Genomic DNA, 16062 nt, shown 5'->3' on the forward strand with positions numbered 1-16062 from the left:
GACATGATCCATGTTGACGCGCCGTCATCGCTCGGTTGCTGCTGCCCCCCGGGGAGGCTCGTAGTTTTCCCAGACGTAATAGGTGTCGGTGCCGTACGAGTTCTGAAGGGTGATCGTGTTCGTGAGCTCATAGCCGAATGACTCCATCCTTGGCATGAGATCGCGGCTCGCCGGTGTGGCTCCGTTGAAGTAGACGTACTGCCAGTAGCGGTCACGAAGTCCGTTTTCGGCTGCCTGCATGCCATGCTGGCCGTCGTAGTAGATCCAGTCCGTCGTGGTGAACTGCCAGACCTCCGTATCGTGCATGAACCGGTAACGCATTGGCTCCACGACGTCGCCCAGGGTCCGCATGTAGGGTGTCGCCTCCCAGGAGTAAGCCATGATGTCCGAAAGCTTCTCTGTGTTGGACCACCCGCCGTACAGGCGGTGGCTCTCAGCCAGACCGGCGATGGCCAGGACCCCCACGAGGGCCACCGACACCAGTCTGCGGGCCGGGTGGATGATGTGGGCGGATAGCAGGGCCCCGATTGCCAGGGAGACGAACAGCAGCCCGAAACCCAAATGCTTCTCCAGCGAGACGCTCTCGCCGATGTATCCCTGATAAATGGCCGGGGCGAGCATGGCCCCGAGCAACGTTACGGCCAGGAGCGGCCTGCGCAGCTTCAGTGCGACATACCCGGCCGCGACCGGGCCGACCACCAAGTATGGCCAGATGCTCTTCGCAGTCATCATCGCTATATCCTGCCAGGGCGTGTTGTTGATCACGTTTCGGTCAGTCGTTGTGGTGATCAGCCCCTCCACGGCGGGGCTGCCGACGGTGAGCGCCAGGGCGGCGAGGGTCGCGGCGGTGACCATGCCAGCCGCAGCGGTGAACCGGATGCTGCGCCAGCGCTGATGCGAGGACAACAAAATTACCGCCAGCACCACCGGAACGAACATAAGGGCCGCGTACTTGGAAACGACGGCGACCGTGAGCAGCAGGCCCACAGCCGGCGCCCAGGCGAGCCGGCGCGTTTGGACCCCCCGGACCCCGGCAGCCATGGCCAGGGCGAGCAGAGACAGGGCCATGGCATCAAAGGTTGCGAAGTGCCCGAGAAACGAGGTTGGACTCGCCACGCCAAATGCGGCAGCCGTCCAAAACGCCGCCTTGGCGTGGAAGAGGCGCTTGGCTACGGCGTAGAGCGCGGCTGTCGCCGCGAGCATCCACAACAGACTGAAGATGCGCACCAGCTCGAGGCCGCCAACCCGGTCCAGGACCGAGGCGATGACCGGGTAGAGCACCGGGGCCCCAGAGAAGTAATGGGCGGGCTCGTCAAACAGCGGCGTACCATGAAGCCAGTTCTCGATGATCCGGTAGCCGGTCCAGATGTACAGGCCCTCATCGCGATGGATGGTATTGCTCAGCCGCAGGCTCGCAATTGCCTGGACGAGCAGGATCAGGCCCAGTGGCAGGTGCCTCATCCAGGAGCGGGCGGCGGGTCGTACTTTCGCGGGCAGGAAAGAGGCGATCGCCAACCCCCACACGGGGACCCTCGCCTCGGGGCGGCTGGGAGCGATGGTGGTCATGCGCGCGCACCCTTCTTGTCCCCGCTGATGCCCCGGAAGAGATCAACAGGGTTGCGCAGCTGTCCGTTGACGTCAGCCTCCTTGCGCAGCTTGCGGGAGGGCAGCTTGACCCGTGGCAGGTCGATACCCAGCGCCAGCAGGAACACCGGCACGAAGACGTACGCATTTACCCCCACGAAAACCACGGCGGCCCACCAGTCGGCCATCGCGTACTCCGGCTGGGACAGCCGCCAGGCGAGCCCTGCAATCACAGCGCCGAACGTGACACCGACGTACCCGACGATGAGGCGTTTGACCTTGACCGCCAACGGGGCCGGCTTGGTACTGCCGTGGCTGGGAATCCATTCCGACGGCCGCCCGAAGAAGACGTCAAAGATTGCCACCGCGTGGGCGAAGGAGTAGATGAGCTGAGCCCGCAGCACATCGAGCCTCCAGCGCGACGAAAGCAGCAGGGGGTAAACCACGAGCCACAGCGCCAGCAGTGGCAAGAGGGGAAGGAAGTTCGCGGCTACCATGTACTGGGGAAAGACCAGGATCATGATGAGGATGGGCAGCGGGGCGAAGAACGCGTTCATCGCCGTGGTGGCATAGTACAAAAAGCCAGACCAATATGAGAGCCGCTGGCGCGCGTCCAGACCCGAGCTGGTATGGAACTCTTCACTTCTGACGAGCTCCATCGAGCCCTCGCACCACCGGTACTGCTGGCTTATGAACGAGTCGATGGTGTCCGGGCAGATCCCCTGGGACAGGTTCACCGGGACGTATTGGAGCCGGTAGCCGGCCTTGCCCATCTCAATGCCGGTGAACACATCCTCAGAGTGCGCAATCGGGGGGAACCCCCCGATCTTGTCCAACGCGGCCCGGCGATACAGAGCCGATGTGCCGCAGCAGATCGCCGCATTGACCGAGTCGCGGCTGACCTGGATGAGGCGGTAGAAGATCTCCTGGGTTGCGCCGGCGGCCCGCTCCAGCCAGTGCATCGATTTGGGGGTGGAGAATAACTGCGGGCTCTGTACGATGCCGATAGAGGTGTCGTCCATGTAGGGCAAAAGCTCGGAAAGGAAGTCCGGGCGCGGTACAAAGTCGGCGTCGAAGATCGCGATTACGTCGCCGGAACTGCGATCGAAGGCGTAGCGCAGGTTGCCCGCCTTCTTGAACTCGCTGCCCGGACGCGCGACATACTCGAAGCCGTGTGCCGCGGCGGCAGCCCGGACCTCCTCACGGCCCATGTCATCCAGGACGTAGATTTTGACCGTTCCCTGGTAGTCGAGCTTGGACACGTAAGAGTAGGTGTTCTTGAGAATGTCCAGCGGCTCACCAGCGGTGGGCAAAAACACATCAACCGAGGGGTACTTCACGGGAGCCCACGTCTCGACCATGAACAGGTGGTCCGGCAGGGTCACGTTGCGCCTGTAGGTCGATGTGCGCAGGCCCAGCAGCGTCTCCGCGGCGTAGAACACCAGCGGGATGAGGAAGACCAGCGTCCAGTGTTCCATGCGCGAGAAGCCGTAGAAGCTGATGGCGATGCCCAGGAACGCCAAGGCGTGCGCCCAGAAGAACCAGCGGTGCTGGGATCCTTTGATGTAGGCGTACTTCTCCTGGTCGTTCGGCGGTGCCACAACCGTGGGCTCTGGCGGTACGGTGCGGATGGCGAGCGATGTCATGTCTCTCCAGACGGGGAAGGGCGTGGGCACCAGGCTGGGTCACTGCGGTTCAGCGACCCGGCATGGCTCGGGAATGGTGCTCAGGCGCAGGCGATGCCGTTGCCGTCCTCGTCCAGGCCCAGGGGGTCGGTGCCCCGGACCTGGAGGGGGATGCCCTGCGGGAAAAGCGTCAGCAGCTCCGTACAGGTCCAGGCCACATTGATGTTGTGACCGGCATGCTGTGCGGCGCTGGGTGGGGCGACCGGCAGACACGAGCGGCCGTCGCCGTAGCCGGGAGCACAACCGCCCGTGCGTGCGGCGTCGTTGACTCCGGCGTCCTGTTCCCCGCGTGCCAGGGACCGCATCTTCAGGCCAACCGCCTGCTTGGTGGTGCCGTCGTTGACCCCAGCGCCCTCGGTGGTCACGCCCGCTGCTGCCGGACCGTGCGGTTGGGCCAGGGCGTCGCTGAGGCTTTGCCGCTTGCCGTTACCCGGCCCGGTGTCGGCAGAGGCAACACCGTGCGGCTCGGCAAGGGCGTCGCTGAGGCTTTTCGGCTTGCCGTTGCCCGGCCGGGCGCCGACAGTTGCCACGTCAGGCAGTGCCGAAGCGGCGGCGGGGACGGTGCCGTTTGACGGGGGGCTCGTTGTGGACGAAGCACCGCCCTGGCTGCCTGCCTGAGCATGGGTTGAGTGCTGCGCGTGTGTGGCGGCCGGGGAATCCCCGGGGGCGGCTACGCTTGTGCCGACCATTCCGATGAGCCCGAGGGTGGAGGCCAGGGCCACCATCCCGGCGGCCAGCGTCCTGCGCTTTTTCATCCTTATCGTCCTATCGTGATCCAGCGGGCCACCGAGACGGCCCCCTTGTCGTCCAGGACCGCGAGCATGTACGGCCCGGGCGGCAGCAGAGCTGCGTTGCTCGGGACGAGGGCGGTCCTGGTGTTGCCGTTGCCGGTAATCGGCAGGTCCACTAGGCGGGAGTTGGTGTCCATTTGGTGGGTGGATGACATCGGGCTCGTCAGCGAGGCGCTTGCGACGTTCCCGGTGACCTCGAGGCTGATCGATTGCCCGTAGGTTGCGTCGGCCGGGGCAGACGTCACCGTGGGCCGGGTGCCCCGGAACAGGTATGGCGGGTTGTAGATAGAGACGCGCATCTCGACCGACCCGTCGATCGGGTTTGATCCGAGGATCATGACGCGTCCGTCAGGCAGGAGCAGGTTCATCGAGTGGTAGTTACGACCCACCGGATCAGCCGGGATAGTAGTCCAGGTGTTGGTCGCCGGGTTGAAAATCGAGGCCGCGCTGATGTCGCCCATGCGGTTGCCTGCGGCTCCGTTGGAGGCCAGAACCGTCCGGTCGAACATATTGGTGAGGTTGAGGTATTGACGGCCGGGTCCAGGCAGGTCCGGGCCGGGGCGCCAGGTCGGGTTGGTCTCGTTCATGTTGATGAGGTCCACCGCGTTGGTGGGAGCCGCACCCCGGTCGATGTAGCCACCGCCAGCGATCATGAAGCGCTGGTTCTGCGCCGGCGGCAGCAGCACGGAACCGGCGTGGTCGCGCAGGTCCTTGTCCCGCAGGCCTGGGACGTCGGCGACCTGGGCGGTGCGCCAGTTGTAAAGCGACGACCCGCTTCCCGGGCGCTGGTCTCCGAAGGTATGTGCCCCGGTGTAGAACATGCGTCCATCGCCCAGCAGGAACATGTGCGGGTACTCGCCCCAGTAGCTCCAGGTTTGGGGCACCTGGGAGGTGGGCAGCCAGGAGCTTGTGGCGGAGTTGAACATCTCCGTGGTGTGTGCACCGTGTGTGCCCGCGGCGTCGGTGAGGCCGCCCCCCATCCAGACGTTTCCGTTCTCCAGCTTGGTCAGTGTTGGGTACCAGCGGCCCTCGTTGGCGTCATTGGTCCGTGTGAATTGGTTCGTCCCTGGGTCGAAGATGTAGGACGAGCGCAACCCCTTAAAGCCGCTGGTCGGCGTCCACCACTCCTTGGTCCCGCCCTGGATCAGGACGCGGCCGTCGGGCAGTGTGACGTGCCCGGCGCAGAACATGTCTTCCGGCGTGGGGACCTGAGTCATTGCGCCAGTCGTGGGGTTCCAGACGTGCGTCGTGAATTGACCTGCCCGGAAGTTGCCCTCGTCGTTGCCCGAGCCGGCGATCACCAGGACCCGCCCGTCGCGAAGCAGCGTCTGGTGGATCCCCCGGTTAGGCAGTGTGATCGAGGCGATTTCCCACTCACCGATGGTGGCGCGCGGGTCTGTGGTGGGTGGGGGCGTGGTGGTGCCCACAGCAGCTGTGAGCGTCCAGCCCGTTGACATGACGGTGCCGTTGCCGATGGCTGCCATTCCGAATGACAGCCGCGTGGTGTCTGCCGGGATGGCGGGCAGGGGCGCGGTGACCTGCGTCCAGCCGGCGGCGGCGGGCAGGGTGCGGAGTGTCGTCCAGTACTGCCAACCGCCTGTGGATGTTGCGGTGAACAGCGGGATTGAGTTGGTGGCGACCGTGGACTTGTACTGCACGCCGAGTGTGTAGCCGGTGCCAGGGCTGACAGTCGGGGCGCATCCCGCCGCGTCCGAGGCCATGATCTTTGCGTCACCGCTCTGGTAGCCACTCACCGTGTAGGCAAAGCTGCGCGTATCAGCCGGGAACCCGGCCGGAACATCCGTGCCCGACAGCACGCCGGAACGGTTATGCGTACCCCAGGACCCCTCCATCCAACAGGTAGGGATGTCCGTGCCCGTCGCATAGTTGCCGTTGGCCACCAGGTTGGTGGTGTCCGACGGAGGAGGAGGTGAACCCGCTGTGAGTGTCCAGCCCGTTGACATAACGGTGCCGTTGCCGACCGCCGACATTCCGAACGACAGCCGCGTAGTGCCGGCCGGGATGGCGGGAACCGGCGCGGTGACCTGCGTCCAGCCGGCGGCCGCGGGCAGGGTGCGGAGTGTCGTCCAGTACTGCCAACCGCCTGTGGACGTCGCGGTGAACAGCGGGATGGCGTTGGTGGCCGCCGTCGACTTGTACTGCACTCCAAGGGTGTAGCTCGTGCCAGGGCTGACAGTCGGGGCGCAACCTGCCGCGTCCGACGCCATGATCTTTGCGTCACCGCTCTGGTAGCCACTCACCGTGTAGGCAAAGCTGCGCGTGCCAGCCGGCGATCCAGCCGGAACATCCGTGCCCGACAGCGCGCCGGAACGGCTGTGCGTACCCCACGACCCCTCCATCCAGCAGGTCGGGATGCCCGTACCTGTGGCGTAGTTAGCATTGGACACCAGATTGGTGGCATCCCCCGGCGGCGGAGGAGGGGGCGCGGTACCCGTGTCGAGGGTAATCGTGTGGACCTGCGTCAGGCCGGGTGTTCCCGGGTTGGCCAGCCACTCGTCGTCCTGAAGGTGGGCTTGGACACGGTACGTGCCCGAAGGCAGCGTGTACTGACGGGTCTGCCCGCCTGGGATCGGGGTGGTGTGGTCGCCGTCCCAGCCCACAGCGATGGTCCCGCCCGAGGGCACGGTGAAGCTGGCCTCGAAGGTGCCATTCGCTGCAGTGCCCGAGGCGGGCGCTGCAGCCACACCGAGGTTGATCTTGTCCTCGACGTTATTGGGGTACTGGTCGGAGAAATCTGTGGGGGCGCCATGGTTCTTGTCGGCATACAGCCACCACTCGACCTGGCGGACACCGGGTGTGGGGCCGGTGGGACCCGGGGTGTCCTGAACGGTGGCACTAAGTTGCATGCTGGCACCGGCAACGTGGGTGCTGTTGTTGGCCGGAGCCACCAGGACGCCCGTAGGCAGGGCTGCCTGAGCGGGAGGGGACAGGACAATAAGCCCTGTCGCAGCCAGGCTGGCCGCAGCCAGGAGGGCTGCGAAGCGGGGGCGGGCGCGACGGTTCATGCGGATTCCGCTCCGACCGGGGTGATGGCGGTTGCAGGGACCTCCGCGGGTATGCCGGCCGAGGGCCGGACCCGGTAGATGACCCGGGACGTGAAGGCGAAGCGGACCAGGAACGCGGCCGCCAGGGTCACCGCCTGGGCGACAAGGCCGGGGATGAGCAGCAGGTCCACCAGGAGCACAAGCATTGGCATGCGGACGACTGTCTCGATGTTGTTAAACCCGAAGCTGGCTGCGAAGCGCTGCCAGAAGGGCCGGCGCTCACGCATATCGTGGAACACCAGCCGCTCCTGCATGAGGAAGTTGCTCAGGATGGTCAGCTCCGTGGCCACGAACGCCGCTGCAAGGTAGTGCGTTCCCATGCCGAGCATGACTGACATGATCACGAGGTTGAGCACTGCGCCGAATGCCCCCACGGCTGCGAACCGGGACATCCGGCCGACCATTGGAGTGACGGTCATTTTTCCCGAGCGCTGGCCGGACCGCACCGGTGACGCGGCGGTGGCGAGGTGTGTGTCCTGAAAGGAAGGAGTAGTCATATTCACCGTAGTCCTGAGCTCGAAAATGCTGCCGAGGCGTCGTACTGCCTTCAAGCTAGGCAGCGTGGGACGCTGTTCGGCCTCGCGAGTGGACACCGGTGCGGGGATATGGCTGGTTCATGTGGAAGCTGCGGAAACTGCGGTATCGGCCCCTACAGGAACACGGGTGATGGGCCGTGAATAGCTGGCAGGGCCTCGTCCTGCCGCCGCAGAACCTTCTGGGAGCATCGCGGGGCAGCACAGCGCACAGATGCGGGCGCGGCAGAACGAGGGGTACGGGCAGCTGGCACGCAGCCGCATCAGTTTGGATGGTGCTTTATGTGGCTATCCGCACTCAACCGGGTGGTGTCTGCAATAAAAGGACGCCAAGCTACTCACCGTGGCCGGAGAAGTTGTGACGGCTCATGCTCCGCCGCGAGGGACCGGCTTGACCTGCAAATTTCAGGCGCGCGGCCGGGCCGTCCGTCCAAGGCCGCGTCCGGCATTCATGTGACACGCTCTGGCATGTCACCCCACTTTGCGGGAGCCGCAGGCCGAGCCCTAGGCTGCCGTCCGGAAAAACAGCTCCGTCACGGCCGAAAGCCGCCGCGGATCCTCCACACCGCACAGCTCCCGGGCGGAGTGCATGGACAGCAGAGGAATCCCAACGTCCACGGTACGGATCCCCAGCCGCGTGGCCGTCAACGGACCGATGGTGGAACCGCAGGGAATTGCGTTGTTGGAGACGAATTCCTGGAACGGCACGCCGGCCTCAGAGCAGAGCCGGGCCCAGAACGCGGCGCCGGGCGCGTCCGTCGCATACCGCTGGTTCGCATTGATCTTCAGCAGCGGCCCTCCGTTGAGCACCGGGTGGTTGGCGGGGTCGTGCCGTTCCGCATAGTTCGGGTGTACCGCGTGCCCGGCGTCTGCCGAGACGCAGAACGACGCCGACATCGCCTGCCGCCGCTGGCTCACCGAGGCCCCCAGGCCGTCGGAGATGCGCACCAGGACATCCTCCAGAATGGGCCCGCAGGCGCCGGAGCGGGAGTTGGAGCCGATCTCCTCGTGGTCAAAGGCGGCAAGGACGGCGATGGGCCCGGAAGCAGCCCCACCGGAGGCGTGCGAAATCAGCGCAGCAAGCCCCGCATGGGTGGACGAAAGGTTGTCCAGCCGCCCGGATGCGAAGAACTCACCTGAACCCCCGAAAACCGCAGGGGCCTGCGTATCCGCAACAACGACGTCGTACCCGCCAATGCGTGCAGGATCCACGGAAGCATCAGGCACAGAAGAAGCCAAAACGTCCAGCAGGTCAAAATCAGCCGGGTTGCCCAGCCCCCATACCGGGTTCATGTGCCGCTGCTTATCAAGGGTCAGCCCCTCGTTGACGGCCCGGTCCAGGTGGATGGCCAGCTGCGGAAACCGGAGCAGGGGACCGGTTTTCGTCAGGTGTTCGGTGCCGTCCAGCATCACCAGCCGGCCCGCAAGCTGCAGTTCCCGGTCAAGCCAGGAGTTCAGGAGCGGCCCGCCGTACACCTCCACACCGGCCTGGAGCCAGCCGTGGGCGCCGGTTGTGGGCTTGGGTTTGAGCTTGAAGGACGGCGAATCGGTGTGGGCCCCCAGGATGTTGAATCCGGTGGTGGGCCCTGCGCCCCCGGGAACCACCCACGCGATCAGGGCGCCGTCGCGGATGATGAAGAACGAGCCCGGCCCGCCCTCCCACGGCTCCAGCTCATCAAGCCGCGTAAACCCCGCCCCTTCCAGCCGCCGGCCCGCCTCGCGGACCGCGTGAAAGCTCGACGGCGATGCGCTGACATAGGCGCCAAGGTCCCGGATGTGGTCTGCGGCGGAGGAATCGAAAGGCATGCTCCCGAGTCTAGATGGTCACGTTAAGCCCCGCCGTGTACCCCTGCGCCGCGGATCCGGTCATCGTGGCGAGCTGGTAGATGCCGCCGTCGTTCCGAAAGACGCTGTCCGACTGCAGGGTGGTGCGACGCATCGCGGCCACGCTCCCCTCATATCCGGATGTGGCGTAAACGTCGTCACAGGCCGCCTGGGTGAGGGCAATCTGGGAAACTGCCAGCACCTGCCCTGCGGCGGTGGCATTGCTCATGGACTCGAACACCTCGAAGTGGATGTGCGGCCAGCGGCCCGGATAGGCGCCGGGGAAGATCGATGTGAAGGTGACCTGACCGTTGGCGTCCGCTTCCTGGACGCCGCGGAGGTAGTTTTCATTGGCCAGGCCGGAGTCGTACATGGAGTACTTCCCGTCCCGGTCGCAGTGCCAGGCGTAAACGGCCGCCCCGGCCAGCGGCCGGCATCCCCCCGCGTTGTCCAGGAGTGTCAGGGTGAAGGTCAGCGGGACGCCTTCCGCCTTGCCGGAAAAGGCACCGAAACTTGGCGTGATGTCGCGGCGGACCACTCCGGAGGATGTCAGGGCATCAGGTCCGTTGGAGCCATCTGCCGGGAAGGGCCCTGCCGTTTCCTTTGGGATGTCAACGCCGCACTCGGTGATTGCGCGGGTCACCGTGGGGCTGGCCGGAGCGGAGGATATCCCGCCAGGTGCCGGGGCGGCCGGGGAGGGGGAAGCGGACGACGGCGACGGGCTGGCTGGTGTGCCTTCACCGGGCGTGCAGGCAGCAAGGGCTGCCACGGCGCCGCCCGCGCCAAGGAACCTCCCAAAGAAACGGCGGCTCATCATCGTTGACAGGTCGAAGTCGAGTCCCCGGTCATGGTTCGGATGCGGCTGCCTGGCGTCCGCGCCGGGATCTTCGGGCGTGCGGAAAGTGGTCATGACTCCATCAAAGGCCACCGCGCGTGCCTTGCATAGGTCCGTATCAGCCGTGCATGGATCTGTATCAGTAGTCCGGGTTGCTGGGAACCACCAGGCCGGTCTCATACGCATAGACCACTGCCTGGACGCGGTCCCGGAGGTGCAGCTTGGTGAGGATCCGGCGGACATGCGTCTTGACGGTGGCCTCGGACAGGAAGTAGCGGTGGGCAATTTCAGCATTGGAAAGACCTTCAGCCATCGCCTCCAGCATTTCCGTCTCCCTCGGCGTGAGATCTGCCAGCAGGGGGTCCGGTGCGGGCGCGGCAGGTGCCGGCCGGGCCGAGCCGCGGACGTACGTTTCGAGCAGGCGCTGGGTAATCCGGGGCGCCACCACGGCGTCGCCGCTGGCCACCACGCGGACGGCATTGATCAGGTCCGACGGCGCCGCATCCTTCAGGAGGAAAGCGGACGCACCTGCCTGGAGACCGGCGAAGGCATACTCGTCCACATCGAAGGTGGTCAGGATGATGATCCGGGCGCAGGAGCCGGTGGCGGTGATGGCCCGGGTTGCCTCGATGCCGTCCAGGACAGGCATCCGGACGTCCATGAGCACCACATCCGGGCTAAGCTCGCCCACCAGCCGGATGGCTTCCGTGCCATCGGACGCCTCACCCACAATCCGCAGGTCCTCCTCGCCTTCCAGGATCAGGCGGAAACCCATCCGCAGCAGTGGCTGGTCATCCACCAGCAGGACGGTGATCGGTGCGTTTTCGGTCATACCTTGCCTTGCAGTTCGTGCGGATAGGGAATGAGTTCTGGCTGGTCATCGCCCGGCCAGCACAACACGGCGGTAACCCGCCAGCCGCGGCCGGTTGGACCGGCCTCCACTGTGCCGGCGTAAATGCGCGCACGCTCCGCCATCCCTGCCAGTCCCTGGCCGGTCCCATAGGAGCCGCCCTGGACGCCGCCTCCCTCACTGGCCTGCTGCCCCGGAACCCCCGCGCCGTCGTCGAGCACTTCAATGGTGACCGTGGAACCGGAACGGACGATGCTGACGTCCACCCGGCCCAGGGACCTGGCGTAGCGGAGCACGTTGGTGAGCGACTCCTGGACGATCCGGTAGACGGTGAGCTGGAAAGCGGCATCATCGGGCAACGCCGGGCCACTGTGGGAGTAATGCAGCGGCAGCCCGGCCGTGCGGAATCCGTCCAGCAGCTTGGCCAGGCTGTTCCCGGCGGCAATCGGCAGCCTGGGGGCGGTTGCGCCGGCGTCATCCCGGAGGACGCCCAGCACTCGCCGCATGTCGGCAAGGGCTGTGCGGCCCGTTCGGGACAACTCGCCCAGCACGTCTCCGGCGTGTCCCGGGTCTTTCCGGACTACGACGGCGGCCCCGTCCGACAGGCTGATCATCACCGTCAGCGAGTGGGCAACGACGTCGTGCATTTCCCGGGCAATCCGGTTCCGTTCGTTGACCGAGGCCAGGCGGGCTGTCCGTGCCGCCCAGGCCGCCACCTCCTGCTCATGTTCCCGCCGTTGCTTCACGCCGATGCCGATGCCGGTGGCGATGACGTTGGACAGCGCGATGCTGGCACCGGTGGCAATGCTGGCCAGAAGGTTGAAGTCGCCCGGGTTGGCGCCCGCGTCGTGGACGAAGGAGCTTTCCATGGGGTGGGTGTGGGTACCCACGGCGGCCAGCAGATAGAGGAGGGCCAGCGGCGCGGTGGCCACCGCCATGGTGATCAGCGCGAACCGGCGGGTGTGGACCACGGCCACGGCATACAGCGAGAACCACAGCCCGGCGGAGACATTGGAGCCCCAGGGATGCAGCAGCGTAACGGCCACCTCCACCACCGCCACGAAGGCCACCAGGCCTACCGGGCGGGCCCGGCGAAGGAACATCGCTGCCGCCACCGCCGCCAGCAGGGCTGCCGCGGGCCAGTTGCCGGAGATGACGGCATCAACCACTGTCGGCGTCACCAGCAGTGCATAACCCAGCGCCACCACCGCATCCATGACGCGGGGGTGCTGATAGAGATACCGCCGGACAAGTCCCCGGCGGCGGGCCGTCAGTTCGGCAAAGGACGCGTCAGCCTGTCCGGCTGCCGCGTCCAGTGCTGGTCCCCCCTGGTTCATACGGGTCAGACGTCGCGTTTCTTCAGCACGATCATGGCCGGAATCAGGAACAGCAGCACGTAACCCAGGAAGATCAGGCCGCCCTGCCATGGATCGATCACGCCGTCCGTATGGCCAATGGACAGGAACCGTCCGCCGGCGTCGCTGGGAATGTACTGCGGGACGTACTTCCAGAAGTCACCGGGAATGAGCGTGAGGAAACTCGCGGCGATGGACAGGACGAAGAAGATGCCCACCAGGACTGTGATGCCGCCGGCCGAGTTCCGCAGCAGGGTTCCCAGCGAGAGTCCGATCAGGGCAACGCCCGCCACATAGAGGCCACCGGTGAAGATGCTGTAGAGCACACCGTCGGTGGACCAGTCCAGGTCGAAGCCGATGCCCTGGAACACCGGCATGGCGATCAGGAACGTGGCCACGCCCGCGATGGTGGTGATGACGTACGAGATCACGGCAAGAATGATGGCCTTGGCCATGAAGGCCGGTGTGCGGCGCGGAACGGCATTAATGGTGGAACGGATCATGCCCGTGGCGTATTCGGAGGACATGAACAGCACCGCCAGGGATCCGAGGACCAGGATACCGATCTGCAGGCCGGCGTTGGGCAGGTTGTAGAGGTCGAATCCGGATCCCGGCGGGAACGTCTGTTCCAACATTTCCGGGGTCAGGGTCTGGCCCTGGTCCCTGGCATTGCGGATCATCTCGTCCAGGAATGTGTAGCGGATCAGGACGGCCAGGGCGCCCACGCCCACGATGGCCACCAGCGTGAGCAGCAGCAGGATGCGGGTGGACATCAGGGACCAGAGTTTGATCCATTCGGACCGGAGTACGCCGCCGAAAGTGACGCCGTGGGAGCCTGCTGAAGAACGGGCGGGGGCGTCAGCGGTTGGTGTTTGTGTGCTCATGGTCCTTACTTTCCTGCCGTCGCCGGGGAGGCCAGCGCAGGCCCTCCGGTCAGGTGCGAGTGGTATTCAACTTCATCCTTGGTGAGGTCGAAGTAGGCGTCTTCCAGGCTCGAAACCTGCGGCGTGAGTTCATACACCAGGACGCCGTTGCGGAGCGCCACCTCCGCGATCTCACGCGGCCCGATGCCGGTCACCGTCAGGGTCTCCGGTTCGCTTTGGTCCACGGTGACGCCGTCTCCTGCCAGCAGTGAAGAAAGCTGCGGGGCGGAGTCCGTGCGGACCAGCGTCCTGGACTGGCGGGTTCCGGCGATGATTTCCTGGACAGGAGCGTCGGCAATGATGCGGCCGCGGCCGATGACGATCAGGTGGTCGGCGGTTTGGGCCATTTCGCTCATGAGGTGCGAGGAGAGGAAGACGGTTTTGCCCTGGTTCGCCAGGTACCGGACCAGGTTCCGCACCCAGAGGACGCCTTCGGGATCCAGTCCGTTGACCGGCTCGTCCAGGATGAGCGTCTGCGGGTCGCCAAGGAGGGCGGCGGCGATGCCCAGCCGCTGGCCCATGCCCAGCGAAAAGCCGCCGGCTTTCTTCTTTGCCACGGCATCAAGGCCGGTCATCTCAATGACCTCATGGACCCTCGCCTTGGGGATGCCGTGCGTGGCAGCCATGGCCAGGAGGTGGTTGTATGCGCTGCGGCCCGTGTGCACCGCCTTGGCATCCAGCAGGGCACCCACCTCGTGGAGCGGTGCCTTGTGGTGCGCGTAGGGCAGCCCATTGACCGTGACGGATCCCGACGTCGGCCGGTCCAGTCCCATGATCATGCGCATGGTGGTGGATTTACCGGCGCCGTTGGGGCCCAGGAAGCCGGTGACTTGCCCTGCCCTGACAGTGAAACTGACTCCGGCCACGGCGGTTTTCGCGCCATAGACCTTGGCCAGGTCTTTTGCCTCAATCATGGATATGTTCCTTTGGACGGCAGCGCAGGGCTGCGGATGGGTTCAGGTACGCGGTGTACCCCTTACGCTACCGAGGCCGATGCCCCATTTCGCCTGTCTCAGGGATGATTCAGGGGCAACTCAGGGTAGTCCCCGTGGATGACCGGCAGCCCAACAGGCGGCGCGCCCTTCTAGGAGTGGGGCGTGTAGTAGGACAGGGCCCGGGGAACCACGCTGTACTTCACGCTGCGCACACCGGCCAAGGCCTCGCCGTCCACCGCCAATGCCATGGGTGCCCCGCCGGCGTCGATGCGGACCTCGGTTGCCTCCCTCAGGTGGGTGATCCGCGAACCTGCCACCGTTCCGGTCAGCACCGACCACAGGAGCCGGAGCCGCGCGAACGATTCATCGGCCGTGATCAGCCTGACGTCCAGGAGCCCGTCGTCCAGGACCGGGCGGAGCAGCGGCGCGTGGTCCCGGGGGTAGTAGCGGCCGCGCCCCACGTAGGCGATCCACACCTTGTGCAGGACACCGTCCACCGTGAGCGTGACGGGCGTCCCCGCGGCGAAGGTCCTGATCATCGCCACAACCCCGGCGAGCGGTTTCCCGAGCGCTGGCTGCAGCTGCTCGCGCCGCCGCACCAGGTCCGGGTAGAGGCCGATGCTGGACGTGTTCAGCATGATCAGCTCCGCAACTTCAGGCTGTCCCGCCAGCCCGCGCTCCACCGTGACAATGCCGATGTCCGCCAACGCGGCCTCGCCCCTGGAGGCGGCCGCAACGGCTTCCTTGAGGCTTCCTGTTCCTGCGTCGCGGGCAAAGTGGTTGAGCGTTCCGCCCGGCAGGACCAGGAGGGGGATGGAACGTTCGACGGCGGCCGCGGCTGCTGCGCCCACCGTGCCGTCGCCGCCCCATACGCCGAGGGCGCGGGTGCCCGGCCAGTCCGCGGTTGCTGCTATTTCCGCCAGCAGGTCGTGGTCGGGCTGAACGGTGTTGACATGCGCCTTCGGGAATACTTCTTTGAGGGCGGCAGCCGTCTCCTCCCTGAACGAGCCACCCAGGGTGTTCACCACGATGCTCAGGCCCTCACCGCCCGGCATTTCGGGCGCAGGCGTCCAGGTCCGCGCGGGCTGCGGGAAGGGTGGACGGACCGGCCACCACCTGCGGGTTACCAACGCTGCTCCTGCCCCCAGGGCGGAGCCAAAGAAGACGTCCGAGGGCCAGTGCGCGCCGGTATGGACCCGGGAGTAGGCCACCCCCAGGGCTGCCGGCGCCAAGGCGGCCCCCAGGGCGGGCCGCACCAGCCCTACTCCCAAGGCAAACGCCACCGCTGACGCCGAATGGCCGGACGGCATGGAGGAGCTGGTGGGTTGGGGATGGACGAACCTGAACACCGGGAGGTGCTCCGGCAGCGGCCGGGTGCGGGGGAGCAGCGTTTTGAAGACGCCGTTGGTCACAGCCGATGCCACAGCCTGGGCCAGCAAACCGTGCAGGGCTGCCCGGCGGGTCTTTCCCGGGAAAGCGGCCATCATTGCGGCCGCCGCAATCCAGAGCTTCCCGTGGTTGCCCGAAGCCGAGAGCCTGCGGAAGAAGTCGTCGTGGTTGCCGCCGGGCAAATCGGAAACATGCTTTAGGAGGTATTTATCCAGTCGGCCGATCCATCGATGGCTGTTACGCCATGTGCTCTGCATGCCCTCACCCTACCGCCACCGCCGGCAGGGACGCCC

Annotated in this window: 12 protein-coding genes; all 12 read right to left on the minus strand. The window is 66.0% G+C overall.

Going from position 1 to position 16062, the window contains the following annotated elements:
- Window positions 1-24 precede the first annotated feature (24 nt).
- The 12 genes from ACZ9BC_RS00860 to ACZ9BC_RS00915 all read right to left on the minus strand — a co-directional run bounded on the left by ACZ9BC_RS00860 (window position 25) and on the right by ACZ9BC_RS00915 (window position 16026).
- Complete coding sequence (locus ACZ9BC_RS00860; RefSeq protein WP_476244318.1) at window positions 25-1566, minus strand: ArnT family glycosyltransferase; 1542 nt, start codon at window positions 1564-1566, stop codon at window positions 25-27.
- Window positions 1563-3230, minus strand: a complete 1668-nt coding sequence (locus ACZ9BC_RS00865; RefSeq protein ID WP_476244319.1) for a glycosyltransferase family 2 protein — start codon at window positions 3228-3230, stop codon at window positions 1563-1565. The genes ACZ9BC_RS00860 and ACZ9BC_RS00865 overlap by 4 nt, the downstream gene beginning before the upstream one ends.
- 80 nt (window positions 3231-3310) lie before the next feature.
- Window positions 3311-4024 carry a hypothetical protein gene (locus ACZ9BC_RS00870; RefSeq protein ID WP_476244320.1) on the minus strand — a complete coding sequence of 238 codons (714 nt, stop codon included), beginning with the start codon at window positions 4022-4024 and terminating at the stop codon, window positions 3311-3313.
- Between the two features lie 2 nt (window positions 4025-4026).
- The gene (locus ACZ9BC_RS00875) at window positions 4027-7086 is read right to left on the minus strand and encodes a galactose oxidase-like domain-containing protein (protein WP_476244321.1); all 3060 of its coding nucleotides are present in this window, start codon (window positions 7084-7086) and stop codon (window positions 4027-4029) included.
- Window positions 7083-7622, minus strand: a complete 540-nt coding sequence (locus tag ACZ9BC_RS00880) for a GtrA family protein (protein WP_476244322.1) — start codon at window positions 7620-7622, stop codon at window positions 7083-7085. The genes ACZ9BC_RS00875 and ACZ9BC_RS00880 overlap by 4 nt, the downstream gene beginning before the upstream one ends.
- A 540-nt stretch (window positions 7623-8162) precedes the next feature.
- The gene (locus ACZ9BC_RS00885; protein WP_476244323.1) at window positions 8163-9464 is read right to left on the minus strand and encodes a M18 family aminopeptidase; all 1302 of its coding nucleotides are present in this window, start codon (window positions 9462-9464) and stop codon (window positions 8163-8165) included.
- Between the two features lie 10 nt (window positions 9465-9474).
- Window positions 9475-10392, minus strand: coding sequence for an intradiol ring-cleavage dioxygenase (locus tag ACZ9BC_RS00890; protein WP_476244324.1), 918 nt, complete (start codon window positions 10390-10392; stop codon window positions 9475-9477).
- A gap of 64 nt (window positions 10393-10456) precedes the next feature.
- Window positions 10457-11149 carry a response regulator gene (locus tag ACZ9BC_RS00895; RefSeq protein ID WP_476244325.1) on the minus strand — a complete coding sequence of 231 codons (693 nt, stop codon included), beginning with the start codon at window positions 11147-11149 and terminating at the stop codon, window positions 10457-10459.
- The gene (locus ACZ9BC_RS00900) at window positions 11146-12504 is read right to left on the minus strand and encodes a sensor histidine kinase (protein ID WP_476244326.1); all 1359 of its coding nucleotides are present in this window, start codon (window positions 12502-12504) and stop codon (window positions 11146-11148) included. Before ACZ9BC_RS00900 ends, ACZ9BC_RS00895 begins: the two co-directional genes overlap by 4 nt.
- A gap of 5 nt (window positions 12505-12509) precedes the next feature.
- Entirely contained in the window at window positions 12510-13406 is an 897-nt protein-coding gene (locus ACZ9BC_RS00905; RefSeq protein WP_476244327.1) for an ABC transporter permease, read from the minus strand.
- 5 nt (window positions 13407-13411) lie between these two features.
- Window positions 13412-14359 carry an ABC transporter ATP-binding protein gene (locus ACZ9BC_RS00910; RefSeq protein ID WP_079597920.1) on the minus strand — a complete coding sequence of 316 codons (948 nt, stop codon included), beginning with the start codon at window positions 14357-14359 and terminating at the stop codon, window positions 13412-13414.
- 170 nt (window positions 14360-14529) lie between these two features.
- Window positions 14530-16026 carry a bifunctional phosphatase PAP2/diacylglycerol kinase family protein gene (locus ACZ9BC_RS00915; RefSeq protein WP_476244328.1) on the minus strand — a complete coding sequence of 499 codons (1497 nt, stop codon included), beginning with the start codon at window positions 16024-16026 and terminating at the stop codon, window positions 14530-14532.
- Window positions 16027-16062: the final 36 nt, after the last annotated feature.

It is taken from the genome of Pseudarthrobacter sp. TE3704, from assembly GCF_056279405.1.

What these genes read in the sequence shown, in the direction of transcription:
- ACZ9BC_RS00905 (WP_476244327.1), bottom strand. Translation starts at nt 13,406, where the DNA reads ATGAGCACACAAACACCAACCGCTGACGCCCCCGCCCGTTCTTCAGCA.
- ACZ9BC_RS00885 (WP_476244323.1), bottom strand. Translation starts at nt 9,464, where the DNA reads ATGCCTTTCGATTCCTCCGCCGCAGACCACATCCGGGACCTTGGCGCC.
- ACZ9BC_RS00910 (WP_079597920.1), bottom strand. Translation starts at nt 14,359, where the DNA reads ATGATTGAGGCAAAAGACCTGGCCAAGGTCTATGGCGCGAAAACCGCC.
- ACZ9BC_RS00875 (WP_476244321.1), bottom strand. Translation starts at nt 7,086, where the DNA reads ATGAACCGTCGCGCCCGCCCCCGCTTCGCAGCCCTCCTGGCTGCGGCC.
- ACZ9BC_RS00895 (WP_476244325.1), bottom strand. Translation starts at nt 11,149, where the DNA reads ATGACCGAAAACGCACCGATCACCGTCCTGCTGGTGGATGACCAGCCA.
- ACZ9BC_RS00915 (WP_476244328.1), bottom strand. Translation starts at nt 16,026, where the DNA reads ATGCAGAGCACATGGCGTAACAGCCATCGATGGATCGGCCGACTGGAT.
- ACZ9BC_RS00880 (WP_476244322.1), bottom strand. Translation starts at nt 7,622, where the DNA reads ATGACTACTCCTTCCTTTCAGGACACACACCTCGCCACCGCCGCGTCA.
- ACZ9BC_RS00900 (WP_476244326.1), bottom strand. Translation starts at nt 12,504, where the DNA reads ATGAACCAGGGGGGACCAGCACTGGACGCGGCAGCCGGACAGGCTGAC.
- ACZ9BC_RS00865 (WP_476244319.1), bottom strand. Translation starts at nt 3,230, where the DNA reads ATGACATCGCTCGCCATCCGCACCGTACCGCCAGAGCCCACGGTTGTG.
- ACZ9BC_RS00870 (WP_476244320.1), bottom strand. Translation starts at nt 4,024, where the DNA reads ATGAAAAAGCGCAGGACGCTGGCCGCCGGGATGGTGGCCCTGGCCTCC.
- ACZ9BC_RS00860 (WP_476244318.1), bottom strand. Translation starts at nt 1,566, where the DNA reads ATGACCACCATCGCTCCCAGCCGCCCCGAGGCGAGGGTCCCCGTGTGG.
- ACZ9BC_RS00890 (WP_476244324.1), bottom strand. Translation starts at nt 10,392, where the DNA reads ATGACCACTTTCCGCACGCCCGAAGATCCCGGCGCGGACGCCAGGCAG.